Origin of the sequence: Psychrobacter sp. SWN149 (assembly GCF_015864565.1) — a bacterium.
In the GTDB taxonomy this organism is placed as follows: Bacteria; Pseudomonadota; Gammaproteobacteria; order Pseudomonadales; family Moraxellaceae; genus Psychrobacter.
In genome coordinates this window covers 62297-76972 of record NZ_JADYWX010000006.1, presented here as the reverse complement: position 1 = coordinate 76972, position 14676 = coordinate 62297, and the positions used below count along the sequence as shown (strand labels likewise).

At 43.5% G+C, this 14676-nt stretch carries 13 protein-coding genes and 1 tRNA gene; 7 read left to right on the top strand and 7 right to left on the bottom strand.

All coding sequences use genetic code 11. The features are described from left to right. Positions 1–209 precede the first annotated feature (209 nt). Both dksA and gluQRS read left to right on the top strand, forming a co-directional pair. Complete coding sequence (gene dksA, locus I6E86_RS11120) at positions 210–647, top strand: RNA polymerase-binding protein DksA (RefSeq protein ID WP_194365026.1); 438 nt, start codon at positions 210–212, stop codon at positions 645–647. A gap of 256 nt (positions 648–903) precedes the next feature. Then, positions 904–1875 carry a tRNA glutamyl-Q(34) synthetase GluQRS gene (gene gluQRS, locus I6E86_RS11115; RefSeq protein WP_197177534.1) on the top strand — a complete coding sequence of 324 codons (972 nt, stop codon included), beginning with the start codon at positions 904–906 and terminating at the stop codon, positions 1873–1875. Positions 1876–2020: 145 nt separating this feature from the next. Here gluQRS and I6E86_RS11110 read toward each other — a convergent pair whose 3' ends face one another. Further along, entirely contained in the window at positions 2021–3217 is a 1197-nt protein-coding gene (locus I6E86_RS11110) for a putative peptidoglycan glycosyltransferase FtsW (RefSeq protein ID WP_197177533.1), read from the bottom strand. 254 nt (positions 3218–3471) lie between these two features. Beyond that, positions 3472–4884 (bottom strand): UDP-N-acetylmuramoyl-L-alanine--D-glutamate ligase, encoded by a 1413-nt coding sequence (gene murD / locus I6E86_RS11105; RefSeq protein WP_197177532.1) that lies wholly within the window; start codon positions 4882–4884, stop codon positions 3472–3474. A gap of 700 nt (positions 4885–5584) precedes the next feature. Here murD and I6E86_RS11100 point away from each other — a divergent pair. The 4 genes from I6E86_RS11100 (at position 5585) to I6E86_RS11085 (ending at position 10345) form a co-directional block, all read left to right on the top strand. Next, the gene (locus I6E86_RS11100; protein WP_197177531.1) at positions 5585–7084 is read left to right on the top strand and encodes a SulP family inorganic anion transporter; all 1500 of its coding nucleotides are present in this window, start codon (positions 5585–5587) and stop codon (positions 7082–7084) included. 172 nt (positions 7085–7256) lie between these two features. Next, positions 7257–8111, top strand: coding sequence for a universal stress protein (locus tag I6E86_RS11095; RefSeq protein WP_194365031.1), 855 nt, complete (start codon positions 7257–7259; stop codon positions 8109–8111). 526 nt (positions 8112–8637) lie between these two features. Beyond that, positions 8638–8976 (top strand): P-II family nitrogen regulator, encoded by a 339-nt coding sequence (locus I6E86_RS11090; protein ID WP_010197981.1) that lies wholly within the window; start codon positions 8638–8640, stop codon positions 8974–8976. Between the two features lie 106 nt (positions 8977–9082). Beyond that, the gene (locus I6E86_RS11085) at positions 9083–10345 is read left to right on the top strand and encodes an ammonium transporter (protein WP_197177530.1); all 1263 of its coding nucleotides are present in this window, start codon (positions 9083–9085) and stop codon (positions 10343–10345) included. A 454-nt stretch (positions 10346–10799) separates the two neighbouring features. On the opposite strand, the gene I6E86_RS11080 is transcribed toward I6E86_RS11085, so the two are convergent. From I6E86_RS11080 to I6E86_RS11070, 3 genes are all read right to left on the bottom strand, one after another. Further along, entirely contained in the window at positions 10800–11183 is a 384-nt protein-coding gene (locus tag I6E86_RS11080; RefSeq protein ID WP_197177529.1) for a DUF2147 domain-containing protein, read from the bottom strand. Between the two features lie 257 nt (positions 11184–11440). Beyond that, positions 11441–11704, bottom strand: coding sequence for a hypothetical protein (locus I6E86_RS11075; RefSeq protein ID WP_197177528.1), 264 nt, complete (start codon positions 11702–11704; stop codon positions 11441–11443). Positions 11705–11775: 71 nt separating this feature from the next. Beyond that, positions 11776–12621, bottom strand: a complete 846-nt coding sequence (locus I6E86_RS11070) for a DNA/RNA non-specific endonuclease (protein ID WP_227680635.1) — start codon at positions 12619–12621, stop codon at positions 11776–11778. Between the two features lie 166 nt (positions 12622–12787). On the opposite strand from I6E86_RS11070, the gene I6E86_RS11065 reads away from it, so the two are divergent. Next, positions 12788–12878, top strand: a tRNA-Ser gene (locus tag I6E86_RS11065). Positions 12879–13202: 324 nt separating this feature from the next. Here I6E86_RS11065 and I6E86_RS11060 read toward each other — a convergent pair. Together I6E86_RS11060 and I6E86_RS11055 are read right to left on the bottom strand one after the other, a co-directional pair. Continuing rightward, positions 13203–13499: a hypothetical protein gene (locus tag I6E86_RS11060; RefSeq protein WP_197177526.1), complete on the bottom strand. Its 297-nt coding sequence runs from the start codon at positions 13497–13499 to the stop codon at positions 13203–13205. 205 nt (positions 13500–13704) lie between these two features. Next, a complete protein-coding gene (locus I6E86_RS11055) occupies positions 13705–14661 on the bottom strand; it encodes a putative RNA methyltransferase (RefSeq protein ID WP_197177525.1) in 957 nt (318 codons plus the stop codon). Between the last annotated feature and the right edge of the window lie 15 nt (positions 14662–14676).

Genomic DNA, 14676 nt, shown 5'->3' with positions numbered 1-14676 from the left:
ATGAAAATTTGCATCACAATATACTCAACCTTTGATGTATTAATCTTGACATATCAAGGTAATCATATTATTTGATGCGCTGTGTTACTTATATTACCAAGTGGTAAAACGTTTGATAAAGGGACAGATCATAGCGTTTGCAATAGTGATAATGTCTTGTCTTTTGATACGTCGTTTTATTGAATTAATTTGAAAAGTAGGATACCCATATGAGCACCGCGACCACGAATCCGAGTGAAGTTAAGTTCACTCCTTATGTGCCGGCCAAAGACGAAGAATATATGTCTGATGCGCAGTTAGAGCACTTCAAAGCTATTTTGTTAGACTGGAAAGGCCAATTGATTGGCGAAGCGGATCGTACCAAAAACTACATCCAAGATGAATCAAGCGCCATGCCAGACATAAATGACCGTGCCACTCAAGAAGAAGAGTTTGCATTGGCACTGCGTACGCGTGACCGCGAGCGCAAACTCATTCGCAAAATTGACAAATCCATGTTAGAAATCGAAAACGATGACTATGGGTTTTGTGAAACTTGCGGTGTAGAGATTGGTTTGCGTCGTCTAGAGGCTCGCCCAACAGCGACTCAGTGTATCGACTGTAAGACTTTGTCTGAAATCAAAGAACGCCAAAACCAAGGCGCTTAATTTAGAACGCCCTTACCTACCTCTCGGCTCGGTAGCAAAAATTTATATCAAACAGCAAGCGACCCTATAATGGGTCGCTTGTTGCATTATAGATGGTCAATTTCTTAATCTGTGTTGTGCCACTCCCTTCAAACGCATGCTGACACAGTGTCTATCGCTACTAACAAAACAATCTCATTTAAGCGATATCTTTTGACACGTATCTTTATTATTCTGTCTGTATTATTCCTATCGATACTCACCTATTTTGAAAACTATGTCTACTGATACGCCCACTCAAACCTCAGCGCCAACTCCTGTCGGCCGTTTTGCGCCTTCGCCAACTGGTGAGCTGCATCTTGGCTCTCTAACGACGGCACTTGCTAGCTTTTGCCATATCAAATCGCTTGGTGGTAAGTGGCTGCTACGTATCGAAGATACTGATACTGAGCGCTGTGATAGACAGTTCACTGAGCAGATTTTAATAGACTTAGAAATGCTTGGTTTGCACTGGGACGGTGATGCCATTTATCAGTCTGAACGTCTTGATATCTACAATGATTACTTGTCATCCTCATTGTATCCGCTGACTTATGGCTGTCTGTGCTCACGCAAAGACTTAGAGCAGTACTGGACGCAAAAAGCGCAAAATAGTATTCATAACGATGTCAATTCAATACAGAATACTCATCAAATACTACCGAACAGACAGCGTTATCCGCGCCGATGTGTCGCAGCCGATCATGATAGACAGCAGCACAAACTGCGCATACAGTTGCCAGATTATCAGATTGGCTTCAATGATGGTATTCAAGGGATGCAATGGGACAACCCTCAACAGACGCTAGGAGATATGGTGGCGCGTCGTCAAGACGGCATGATCAATTATATACTGGCAGCCAGTCTGGATGACGGTTTGCAAAATGTGACTCATATTATGCGTGGTTTGGATATTTTACCTATGACAACGGCACAAATCAGCATTATGCAAGCCGCGGGCCTATCCGCTATCGATCACTGGTATCATCTGCCTCTCATCAATAATGCAGACGGTCAAAAGCTTTCTAAGCAGAATCTTGCACAGCCAATTGACACCACTGACCCAAGCCAGCTCATCGCTGAGGCATTGACGCTATTACAGCAAGCAGTCGTCGATATGGACACGCCAGAGAATATGCTCAAACAAGCCATTGCTCAATGGAGTAATGAGCCGCTACAAGGCAAACAGCAGCTAAACTTGCCAGATTAGAACATGTACTCATAGATATTAAAACATAATGAGCCATACCCAGATAGCAAAAAGCGCCACTGCTAGTGACGCTTTTGGTTAAACAATGCTAGAACATACCCTAGGCAATGCTCATTTATCTATACTGAGACTTATCTCAAAGCTGTTAATAATAACGGCATTGGCTTTTTTCTATCTCAGGGCTTTCTTTATATATTTTTAGCAATAGCGCAACCATTACTAGGCTAATCAACATCGATGAGCCACCATAGCTAAAGAACGGCATGGTCAAACCCTTGGTCGGAATCGCCCCCATATTCATCGCCGCATTAATAATCGTTTGTGCAATAAATACCACACCGATACCAAAGGCGGTATAGCTCATCCGCATCTGACGACGTTTCAGGGCATTGTAGCTAATGCGCATCGCACTACCAATGATTAGGGCCTCTAATATCAGTACCATACTGACACCCACAAAGCCCAACTCTTCCCCAGTAATGGCCAATAAAAAATCGGTGTGCGCTTCAGGTAGATGCGATAGTTTTTGCACGCTCTCACCGTAACCTACCCCTGTGAACTGTCCACGACCAAAAGCGATCAAACTGCGTGCCAGCTGATAGTCGGTATCCTGTACATCATCAAAAGGATCCATAAACGACATCACTCGTATCAGTCGATACTCTGCCGTCGTGACCATCAATACTGCCCCGCCGATGGCAGCAGCAGCCAAAGCCAAGAAATGCTTGTAAGGCGCCCCTGCGATATAAAAGATAGCAAAGAGCGTACCTAGAATAACGACAAAAGAGCCAAAGTCTGGCTGCGACAATAATAGTATTGTTATGAGCGCCACCACTAGCATGATTCGTAAAAAGCCATCTAAGCCATTGCGTACCTCAAAAGAGCGGCGCACCACAAAGTCTGACACAAATACAATCATGACCAGCTTGGCCAATTCTGCAACCTGAAAGTTAAAACTCCCTAGCATGAGCCAGCGTTTAGATCCATTAATAGGCGTACTAAACAGTGTGGCCACAAGCAGCAGACCTGTCACCCCTAACAAGGCAAACTGAGTCTCTGTCTTGTATAGTCTCTTGAGAGAGACACCATAGTAAGGAATAATCGCCGCAATCAAGCCGATCGTCATATACAGCAATTGGTTATTGAAAAAATACAACTCTGTCATACCGCGACTGAGTGCAAAAGGAATAGAAGCAGATGCCACCATCAGCAAACTGAGCACCATCATACAGCCGACGCTCGATAATAAAACTGCGCGCGCTGACGGCATAGAAAGAACGCCATCTGAACCAGAGGCTTGCTTTGCTTTGGGCGAGGAACGAAAAAAAGAAGGGAGCGCCATAATTTTATATACACTAACAAACGAAAAAACACGGCGTCTATGAAACGCCACCGTTTAAAAAATTATCAATTAAATTGTGCCAAATAGTGGATTAGAGCCATTATGACTGACAGTAGCAGCAATATATAATCAAAACAATCATTTATACACAAAATACTGTCTACTGCCCAATAATGCTCATGTGCAGGCTTACTAGACAGTCTGGCTTGCTAAAAACATTGGCTGATAATCCACTGTTTGATTACATTGTCTGACTATATCGTACCTAGCTGGTTTACCAACTGAGAGAAGTGCTCACCGCGCGCCGCATAGCCGCTATATTGGTCAAAGCTGGCACAGGCCGGTGACAAGAGCACCGCTTGTACTTGCGATAGGCTGCTCACTGTCACTTGCTGAATCGTATCAAACGCCGCTTCCAATGTTTGACATTGATGCAGCGCGACATCACCACTCAGCTTAGCAGCACGCAAATGCTGTTCAATTTGCTGAGCGTCTTCACCAATCAATAGCAATTGGCTCACGTATCGATTGATAAAAGGTGTCAGCTCACCAAACGCTTGCGCTTTACCTTGTCCACCTAAGATCAACAATAATTTACCATCTTTTGGTGCATAGACCGCCCCTAGCCCTTCAATGGCGGCCATGGTCGAGCCAATATTGGTGCCTTTAGAGTCGTTGAAATAGTCGATCCCATCAACGTTTGCCACATACTGGCAGCGATGATCAAGACCTGTGAACTGCTGCAACGTATCTAGCATACTATCGAGAGGCAATCCTGCTAGCTCACCAAGCGCTAATGCTGCTTGGGCATTGAGTAGATTATGACGACCTTTAATCAACAGTTTGTCTGCCGACAGTAATCTTTCTGTACCGCGAGCAATATAAGTCTGGCCTTCAGTATCGATGATCAGACCGTATTGACCTTTATCAGGCGCATGAATACCTGTGCTAACTCTCGGTAAATTGTCTGCAACCAATGGACGGGTAAGCGCGTCTTCACGGTTGATGACCACTGACTTGGCACCTTGAAAGATACGATGTTTGGCTTGATGATAGCCGAGCATATCGCCATGACGATCTAAGTGATCAGGCGACATATTAAGGACGGTCGCGATTTTTGCGTTGAGGTTGGTAACCGTCTCTAGTTGAAAGCTAGACAACTCCAGCACTGCCAGCTCCATATCCGTATTTTCTAGTAACGTGAGCGCGGGCACACCAATATTGCCACCAACGCCGACATTGACGCCTGCATCTACGGCCATTTGTCCAACCAATGTGGTCACTGTGCTTTTGGCATTAGAGCCGGTAATCGCAACTATCGGTACAGTACAAGCTTCACAGAATAATTGGATATCACTGACCACTGGGATATTAGCTTGACGGGCAGCCGCCACTGCATCGGTATTCAAAGAAATACCTGGACTGATAATGATACGTGCCGCTTGCTGCAATAGCTCTGCATCGATGCCACCAAATTGGCGAATCTCAATAGCAGCGGGCAGTTGATCAGCCAATGTAGGCATCACTTGAGTATCTGTCACGGCGACTTGATAGCCTTGTTTGGCAAGGTAGCTTGCGACCGATAGACCAGATTGTCCCAATCCGACCACGACCTGTAGACCGTTGCCCCTATGAAGTAAAGTTTCTGTTGCGAGGTTGGCGGTCATGTCTATTCCTTTTATTAGATAAGCTATTATATAAGCGATAAGATAAGCAAAGCGGCATCAAGCAAACCGATTGTAAAAAGGCAGCAAACGCTACTGTAAAAATGAGAAGCATCATAACGGTATCGTTCAGATTTCGATACTGATTTTTTATGACTGTGTGCTATTATGCGCCTGTTTTTATATTGAGTGGCTAGTGCTATAATGGCGACTTTAATTGGTATATAGCAGGGTCAATCGCCCAAGCATATTAGTTTAGCATGGTGTCACATTTATCACGCTTTTGTCACGTCTCTTTGGCGACAATTCGTGCAGTGATAATGGTTTGTCAGACGATAGTGGTTGTTTGTCAGATTGGTTATTACGTTCTTACTACAGCAAGTGATTGCTGATTCTATGCCTTATGTTAGGTATATTTATCCAATAGCCTACATTAAGCACCCTATTGTTCAACCTTGTTTTTAAACACTGTTTTTTAGGCAGCCTTATTGCCCTCATCATCGTATTGACTATGGATGAGCGTATTTTTGATACCAAAAAACGTCGTAGATACTTTTATTGATGATCTTCAATAATCCAACACAGCAACATGACTGAGTGCATGTTGCTGTAAAAGAAAAATGAATGGCTATTATTAGCAACGCGATCATTTTATAAATGAGTAATGATTACTTTTTTGCCTCTAACCCTATGTAGTTTACTTATGACATCTTTTATTGATAACTTGCGTGACGAGTGGTTTTCCAACGTTCGCGGTGACGTTTTGTCGGGCTTGGTCGTCGCCCTAGCGCTTATTCCAGAGGCCATTGCCTTTTCTATTATCGCAGGTGTGGATCCAAAAGTTGGCTTATATGCCTCGTTTTGTATTGCCGTCGTGATCAGTTTTGTCGGTGGTCGTCCAGGTATGATTTCGGCGGCGACCGGGGCGATGGCACTGGTAATGGTTGATTTGGTCGCTGATCATGGCTTGCAGTATCTGCTTGCCGCGACTCTGTTATGCGGTGCTATTCAGGTTGTCATGGGCATCCTAAAGCTCGGCAACTTGATGCGCTTTGTCTCTCGCTCAGTGGTCATCGGTTTTGTGAATGCGCTGGCGATTTTGATATTCATGGCCCAGTTACCAGAGCTAAATCCCATGACTGAGCGTGTCGGTATGACGGTTTATATCATGACGGCAGTCGGTCTGGGGATTATCTATCTGTTTCCCCTGATTCCTAAAATCGGTCGCATCATTCCATCGCCATTGATTTGTATCGTTGGCCTAACGGCGGTGGCGATGTACATGAATCTTGATATTCGTAATGTCGGTAGCATGGGCGATTTGCCAGATTCGCTACCGATGTTTCTGTTACCTGATATCCCGTTGAACTTATCAACGCTACTCATCATCGCGCCTTACTCTATTGCTCTAGCCATCGTGGGTCTACTCGAATCGATGATGACGGCAACAATCGTGGATGAGTTGACCGATACGCCAAGTGATAAAAACAAAGAATGCCGTGGTCAAGGTATTGCCAATGTGGTTTCAGGGTTTTTCGGTGGTATGGCAGGTTGTGCGATGATTGGTCAGTCGATGATCAACGTAAAATCTGGTGGACGCACACGTCTATCTACATTGATGGCAGGCGTTGTGCTGCTCATTATGGTGGTATTCTTGAGCGAATGGGTCAGTCAGATTCCGATGGCCGCACTGGTCGCTGTGATGATTATGGTATCGATTGGTACGTTTAACTGGCAGTCTATTCGCGAGTTCAAAACACACCCACTGTCATTTAACATCGTGATGTTGGCGACTGTTTTAACCACCGTCTTTACACATAACTTGGCTTACGGCGTTGGTGTCGGTGTCCTGCTATCTGCCTTAGCATTTGCCAATAAGATTGGTCAATTCCTAAGCATATTTAGCGAGTATGATGACAGTACCAATACCCGTTATTATTACGTCCAAGGCCAAGTGTTCTTTGCTTCTACCACGCAATTCTTGAGTAGCTTTGACAGTAAAGAAGCGGTAGATAGTATTCAGATCGATGTAAGCCAAGCGCATTTTTGGGATATCAGTGCCGTTGACACGTTAGACAAACTGGTCATGCGCTTGCAACGTGAGGGTATTGATGTCAAAGTGGTGGGACTGAATAATGCGAGCCGAACGTTGATTGACCGCTTCTCTATCCATGATCGCCGAGATATCGGACTCTTGGATTAAGACTGTTTGTGTCTGCCGTATCAAACTGATGCTAAGGCATGCTCTAATTGACGGTTTATGAATCCAAAGATGAATAGATGGCTGCATAACTAGTAGAGAGTGAGTATGGTATTCCTGCTCACTCTTTAACTGGCGTGGTTACTTTTTATTATCAATATGACGTGGTCGTTTTATGAGTAATTTAAAACCAGATAGTGTGATTGCTTGCTTGGACTGTCCTGATCATGTTCAGGCCGTGTTGGAGGCTAGTATGTGGGCCTCTACTCGTTTGCAGGCGCCTGTTGGACTATTGCATGCCTCCCCAAGCTTACAGCAAAAATCCGCTGTTAATTATTCTGGCTGTCTCAATGTTAACGATGAAAATGCCTTGCTTGAGCAATTCACAACCAAAGAACATTTGAGTAACTGTGAGTTGAAAGCGCAAGGTCGATTGCTATTGCACCAAGCGACTGCTTATTGTGAACAACAGCGCAGCAAGCTCAAAACCTATACATTGCATCGGCATGAGCACCTGAATCAAAGCATCGATTATGTCGATGATGAAGCACAATTGATTGTTATTGGCCATCATGTCACGTGCAAATCGACCCTAAGTCAACTCATACGAGTCAGCCACTGCCCCATTTTGGTGACACATGCACCATTTTTGCCCCCTACAACGGCTTTATTCGCTTTTGACAACAGTCCAACGTGCCATAAATTACTAAACTGGCTGTGCAAAACGTCGCTTGTACGCGCACTAACCGTACATATTGTGATGGTTGGCAAGGAAACTTCTGATAATTGTGATGCGCTGCGCGAAGCTTACGCGAGGCTCAAACAAGCCGGTATTAAATCTAAAAAGACATTGTTGGACTGCCGTGATGTCGCTGCTGCTTTGAACTATTATCAAAACCAGCACGATATTGGTCTGCTTATGACAGGGGCGTTTGGTCAGTCTCGTCTACGTGAGTTGCTACAGGGCAGTGATACCAAAAAACTATTGGTCAGTACCAAGACGCCATATTTGCTTTTCCCCAAAGCGTAAGCAAACTCTATCAGAGGCTCAGTACCCTTATCTCCTCAAACGCAGAGTACCAGTCAGTTTCATGATTATATTGTGGTTAGATTATAATTATAATCTCGATCTGAGTCTCTGCTTCCTCTTAGTAATTTCATTATATCTTCCATCGGTACACGTTTACCAAGCCATTGCGTCTTTATGATGCCTTGCTACTAGTTACCTAAACTGGGTTAGCAAATCATCACATGAAATAAAGATATCGCCTCCCCAAGCACTCAAAAAGTTGGTTATAATAAAGTTTTCAATAACCAAACGCTACAGATTGATGCACTCTCACTATGTTGGTAACGATGACTCCCATCGCGTCATCCCAGCTTATATTCTCTGTCATTACTGCGGTTACTTTTGAACTCGCAAGTCCAACTCTACCTCTCCCCCTTGAGTAGGTTGGCACAGTTCTTGAATGACTTAGGGTAAGCAAGGCAGAGAGACGATGATGCACCATAGTGCTTCTATCAAGCTGCAGCATCACACAAATAAGGAATTTTTTATGAAGCTAATCACTGCGATCTTAAAACCGTTTAAGCTCGACGATGTACGCGAAGCACTTTCTGACATTGGCGTCAAAGGTGTTACGGTCACTGAAGTTAAAGGTTTCGGTCGTCAAAAAGGCCATACAGAGCTCTATCGCGGCGCAGAGTACGTGGTGGACTTTTTACCAAAAGTAAAAGTCGAAGTGGCTGTTATTGATGAGATGGTTGAACCTGCCATCGAAGCCATTACGCGTATCGCTAGCACTGGTAAAATTGGCGACGGTAAAATATTTGTGACAGCACTTGAGCAAGTCATTCGTATTCGTACAGGTGAAACAGGTCCTGACGCTATCTAAATTTGAACACATGCCTATGAGCATAGACTTATAGGTGTAGACGCTTACAGCATTTTATCTATCGGTCATACCGATATCTATATTATAAATTCAAGGGGGAATTTACATGGAAAGTCAAATCTTTGAGCTCCAATACGCGCTCGATACGTTTTACTTTTTAATATGTGGTGCATTGGTCATGTGGATGGCAGCTGGCTTCACTATGTTAGAGGCTGGACTGGTCAGATCAAAAAACACGGTCGAAATCTTAACCAAAAATATCGCGCTATTCGCCACTGCTAGTATTATGTATATGATATGCGGCTACGCCATTATGTATGGTGGTGACCTGTTTTTGAGTGGCATCGCAGGCGGTGATACCTTAGTCGAAGATGCATTGGCAGCTTCTGCTGAAAATGGCTTTGGCGGTGACTCTGTTTATTCTGCTGCATCAGACTTTTTCTTCCAAGTGGTATTTGTAGCGACCTGTATGTCTATTGTCTCAGGTGCTGTTGCTGAGCGTATGAAATTGTGGGCTTTCTTACTATTTGCAGTGGTTATGACTGGTATTATCTATCCATTAGAAGGTAGCTGGACATGGGGCGGCAACGATGTGTTTGGCTTGTATAACCTAGGTGACATGGGCTTCTCTGATTTTGCAGGCTCTGGTATTGTACATATGGCAGGTGCTGCTGCAGCTCTAGCTGGTGTGCTACTCTTAGGCTCACGTAAAGGCAAGTACGGACCAAATGGTGAGATACGTGCGATTCCTGGTGCTAATTTACCTCTCGCGGCACTTGGTACACTCATCTTATGGATGGGCTGGTTTGGCTTTAACGGCGGCTCAGTGCTCAAGTTAGGTGATATCGCCAGTGCCAACTCTGTCGCGATGGTCTTTTTGAATACCAACGCAGCAGCGGCTGGTGGTGCAATTGGTGCATTGCTACTTGCACGTATTATCTTCGGCAAAGCCGATCTAACCATGCTTTTAAACGGTGCACTAGCAGGTCTGGTAGCCATTACAGCAGAGCCATCAACCCCTTCTGCGCTACAAGCGACTCTCTTTGGTTTCATCGCTGGTATCATCGTAGTGCTATCAATCTTAGCTCTAGACAAAATCAAAATTGATGATCCGGTTGGTGCCATCTCCGTTCACGGTGTGGTTGGTCTATTTGGTTTGTTAATTGTGCCAATCACTAACCCAGCCTCTACCTTTATCGGTCAGATTGTGGGTGCTGCGACTATCTTTGCTTGGGTATTCATTGCGAGCCTAGTGGTTTGGTCTATCATCAAATTAGTTATCGGCATCCGTATCTCCGAAGAAGATGAATACGAAGGTGGCGATATTGCAGAGTGTGGTATGGAAGCCTACCCTGAGTTTATTAGATAAGCTATATGTAAATAAGCTAAATATTGATGTTCATGGCGCTGATACTACCAACTGTAGTTTCAGCGTTTTTCGTTTTTATGATTACAGTCTAAGTGCGCACAACCTCCCCTTTTTTAAGACACAACCAAGAAATACTGCTCTACTTGATCCCTCGTATTAATATCAAACGACTTCAACGATATAGTTGATACTAGGATGTATCATTAATTGGCGCATTGATACCTCTATTAGTTTCAAAACGGCTATGTTATTTGATAACGCGGAACTGGTCTAACATTTTCTAGCTTGCTGTACCTGTGCAGACAGGGACTGCGAAAAAGCCATTCCTGTTTCACTATGTCCTTTTTATACTAGACTGACCATACGATATCCAATCTAATAAAAAATCCCGCAAAACCTTTCGGTAATGCGGGATTTTTATGTATCAAGCAAATACTTAAAACAATCTATCGGATTATTTCTTTTTCCATTCTTGGCTACGTGAGAACGGACCAATATATCCTTTTAGTTTCAATGTGCTGCCACTTAGATTTGCAGTCATACGATAGTCTTTGCCTTTAGCAGGATCAGTAATCGTACCACCACTATATTTACCACCGCCATCTGCCTTTAGGTTTCTGATAATAGTATTACCAACATACTGTTTACCAGCAGATGTATTAGCACTGATTAACTTACCCGTTAATACACCATTAGACTCAGTGATTTTTACAACACCTTTTGGTTGGCCTTCATCAAAGGTCTGCCAAGTGGTGTTGTGTAATGGATCAGCGGCAAATGCCATCGTTGCCATGCTGATACCAGCAACTGCTAAAGCGGTTTTTGTAAATAACTTCATAGATTGACTCCCTTCATACAATGATTGCTCGAAACATTATGTTTCTGATGTCCTATGCTTATCCTTTGCTGACCTCTTTTATTACGACTGTTGCCGTTTCCTACTTTTGAAAAGTGGACGACTGCAACTGCTCGTGATTTTTAAGAGGCCTGAGCGACATAAGCGATGTCTTACCTCATTATAAGCAATTTTTAGACTTTGCCTAGTAATTTTTTTAGACTTTATTATTTCTAAAAAAATAAAACCATATCAAAGACTTATATGAAAGGGTTGTCGATATATTTGCCGGATTGGTCATCATTTTCTTTTGACTTATCCTCACTATTACTATAAAGACTCTTCTCTTCAAACGCTGCTATGATTTTCCCCGTCAGCTCATGCAGCTGCTGGGCTTGCGCATATCCTGATGCGTCTAAAGACAAATCGATATCGCCGTAGATAGTAATCTTGTCTTTTTGGTTTTCAATCACAATATCACCAATTTGCATGCTTTGATGGTCGTTAGCGAATGGCTCAATCATTTGATTATCCTTATTATCAGTGACATTTTATATTTTTCAAAATAATGCTCTTTTTGCATTTTACTGCCAGTTTATGCCTGTAATTGCGTCACTAGCCATTCTAAAATAGCCCATACAAACAGCATCCAAGCAGGCTCTTCAACTGGTGCATCAGGTGTGTCCAAGCGCTCGCCTGCCTTTAATGGCAAATCGAATGCTTGTCTTTTGGTCTGAGTATCTAGCATTGGTAACACATCAATACCTGTTTCAGCGGCTAACTGGTCAATACTAATGATATCGATGCGCTCAGACTCATCATTGGGTGCGTAATATACCCCTGCCTGATTGGTTGCAGGAATGTATACCGCCTTAAAAAAGTGGCTCGGCACCAGCACACGACCAGCAAGCTGTTTGGTTTTTTTGTCCTTAAATGCTACCCCTGTAATGGTATAGAGCTCACCGTATTGCTGAGTCAGATATCGCGTTGCTGATTCGATGTTTCGCCAAATATAACGGTTATTACGGGGGGACTGGGGCGCGATATTGGCTAGGCTAAAACTGTCGTACTGTTGGCTGCGATTGGCCATGTCTGCATTGGGTGCTAGATGTCCGCGATCATAGCCAGAGCCTGAATAATCAGATAGTGAGGCACGCGCGGATGTTGGCAGTTTACTCTCTTCATGAAAGCTGTCTTCACGATCAATTTCTTTCGCTTGTTGCAAGCGTTTACGATCTAAATACTCTGCCGACCATAGCGGTGTACGCGATACCCCTGAATACATAACAGCAAAGCCGTCCATGCACAGTGCTTGCGTGTTATCACTTAGCTTAGTATTGGTGAATTCAGGATAAACACCCCCATAAAAAGATCCGCTACACTGGGTGAAATCGTCAGCGTAGGCTGAGGTTATACTGACTGCAACCGTCACCACGGTCATTACAATACTGCTTTTAAGACTACCCAAACTTATCATGCAACTTTCAACCATATATTCTCGTCATTATATATTTGCTATCCTAGCAGGCGCTTGCAAATAAAGAAAGATAAGGTGTAAGTGGTGACATTTTAAATAGTATCGGCTATACTGAGCCAGTCAAAAAAACGGTGAAGTGGGTGAGTGGCTGAAACCGCACGCCTGGAAAGTGTGTATGCGTTAATAGCGTATCGAGGGTTCGAATCCCTCCTTCACCGCCAATCTTATTAAGTCCAACAAAACCTCTCAGTTTTTCTATCTAGCTCACTACCCTCTCTAAAATACTCTAAGCACTTTTTAACAGTAAAGCATAAAAAGTAGCTTTGTTGTTTACTGCCGTCTGCAAATTATATTTTTTAGTATATGTACTATCTAAACATATAACGCAAAAAAATGACGCCCATTCAAGGCGCCATTTCTACATAATCAAGTATAGTCTGAGAACTACTAAACGGCTACGGCGTTACCCTCCTTAGAGGTACTATTTGTACAATCTTCAGTCGGCTGCCTTGTACCCATTTTAGGCTTCTTTGACTATAAGACTTTTAAGAGCGATGCTCATGATCGTTTTTACTATATTTTTTGCCCTGATACTTACTCTGATATTCATCGTGTTGTTTCTCTTTCGCTTCGTGTTTAGCAGCCACTATTTTTGCTTTTTGATGTGACACTTTCGCTTTGTTTTTGACATTTTTATGCTTGCTGTCTGATTTAGCATCATGCTTTTGGTGCTGTACTTGAACTTTGTGATGTTGATCATAACTGGGTGCAGCACTGGCTTGACCAATCATCGAAAAACAAGCAGTAGCGGCTAAAATCGAACTTACTATTATCTTTTTCATTATTTTTTCCCGATTTAATTCATGTTGATGAATTATGCTTAAAGATACCTCATGAAGTATCAAATAAAATATCGCGATGAAGTATCGCTGTATCGACAAAGAAAATGATAACTGATTCTAGTATTAAGTAGATTTATGAAACTTGAAGAAAGGTTTCTATTGTTACAGTGGTATACCGCAAAGTTTTTCCGTCAAAATCGATACTTTATTTATCAGCCGTTTTTTGCAAAACATACACCACAAATTTTGCCTCGGTACTAAATGCCACGTTCTCTACCGCTGCTAGTAGTGCCTGTCTTTTTTCACTACGCGCTCGGTAAGCATAGGGCGTCATGGTCATCAAATCAGCCAAATCGTCCGCTGCCAACGTCATATTCGTATTGACACGATGAGTCTCTATTAGTGTAAAGTAGGGTGATAGCTCTTGCAAAAACTTATCAGAATCATGCTCGCGCACGCTATCAAACAATGCGTCACGCAAGGTCGCTAAATGTCCCACATCCGGCTTGGCAATGATTAAATACCCGTCAGCGGTTAGTACATCAGCAAAGGCTTTGGGCAAAATAGGACTAAAGATACTGCTGATACCCGTGACACTATGGGCGCGTAGCGGTAAATTGGCGGCACTAGTGACTAAAGGATAAATCATCGTATTCTTGGTAGCAGCATTTTTTTGATACCAAAGGCGTTCTGACGCTTTACTCACTTTGGCAAGCTCCACCAGTGCAGGTTTGCTGATGTCAGCGGCGATGAGCGTATCTATCACCTCTGACCCCAGTTGCGCCATTGCTTGTGTGTAATAGCCCTCTCCGCAGCCGATATCGAGCCAATTGACAGGCTTACTATCTTGCTTAGCAGTTGGCTCTGCGACTTGCTCACTTGGCAACAGTAACGCCACCATTTTTTGGCTAATGAGATGCTGTAGCGGCGCATAATGACCGTTATTTAAAAACCGTTTGCGCGCGCTGATAGACGCTTGGCTGTCGCCCGGCGCTTTTGATTTTTTTTGTTGCACAGGCAGTAGATTGACATAACCTTGACGGGCAACATCAAAGGGGTGTGAGGTTTGCTTAGGATGCAAGCTGCCATCACAGCGCCATGTATCAGTGGCAGGCTGTAGTGGTGACTGGCAAAGTGGACATATAAATAACGACACAGGCATCTCAAATTCATAGCA

What these genes read in the sequence shown, in the direction of transcription:
- dksA (WP_194365026.1), top strand. Translation starts at nt 210, where the DNA reads ATGAGCACCGCGACCACGAATCCGAGTGAAGTTAAGTTCACTCCTTAT.
- gluQRS (WP_197177534.1), top strand. Translation starts at nt 904, where the DNA reads ATGTCTACTGATACGCCCACTCAAACCTCAGCGCCAACTCCTGTCGGC.
- I6E86_RS11110 (WP_197177533.1), bottom strand. Translation starts at nt 3,217, where the DNA reads ATGGCGCTCCCTTCTTTTTTTCGTTCCTCGCCCAAAGCAAAGCAAGCC.
- murD (WP_197177532.1), bottom strand. Translation starts at nt 4,884, where the DNA reads ATGACCGCCAACCTCGCAACAGAAACTTTACTTCATAGGGGCAACGGT.
- I6E86_RS11100 (WP_197177531.1), top strand. Translation starts at nt 5,585, where the DNA reads ATGACATCTTTTATTGATAACTTGCGTGACGAGTGGTTTTCCAACGTT.
- I6E86_RS11095 (WP_194365031.1), top strand. Translation starts at nt 7,257, where the DNA reads ATGAGTAATTTAAAACCAGATAGTGTGATTGCTTGCTTGGACTGTCCT.
- I6E86_RS11090 (WP_010197981.1), top strand. Translation starts at nt 8,638, where the DNA reads ATGAAGCTAATCACTGCGATCTTAAAACCGTTTAAGCTCGACGATGTA.
- I6E86_RS11085 (WP_197177530.1), top strand. Translation starts at nt 9,083, where the DNA reads ATGGAAAGTCAAATCTTTGAGCTCCAATACGCGCTCGATACGTTTTAC.
- I6E86_RS11080 (WP_197177529.1), bottom strand. Translation starts at nt 11,183, where the DNA reads ATGAAGTTATTTACAAAAACCGCTTTAGCAGTTGCTGGTATCAGCATG.
- I6E86_RS11075 (WP_197177528.1), bottom strand. Translation starts at nt 11,704, where the DNA reads ATGATTGAGCCATTCGCTAACGACCATCAAAGCATGCAAATTGGTGAT.
- I6E86_RS11070 (WP_227680635.1), bottom strand. Translation starts at nt 12,621, where the DNA reads ATGACCGTGGTGACGGTTGCAGTCAGTATAACCTCAGCCTACGCTGAC.
- I6E86_RS11060 (WP_197177526.1), bottom strand. Translation starts at nt 13,499, where the DNA reads ATGAAAAAGATAATAGTAAGTTCGATTTTAGCCGCTACTGCTTGTTTT.
- I6E86_RS11055 (WP_197177525.1), bottom strand. Translation starts at nt 14,661, where the DNA reads ATGCCTGTGTCGTTATTTATATGTCCACTTTGCCAGTCACCACTACAG.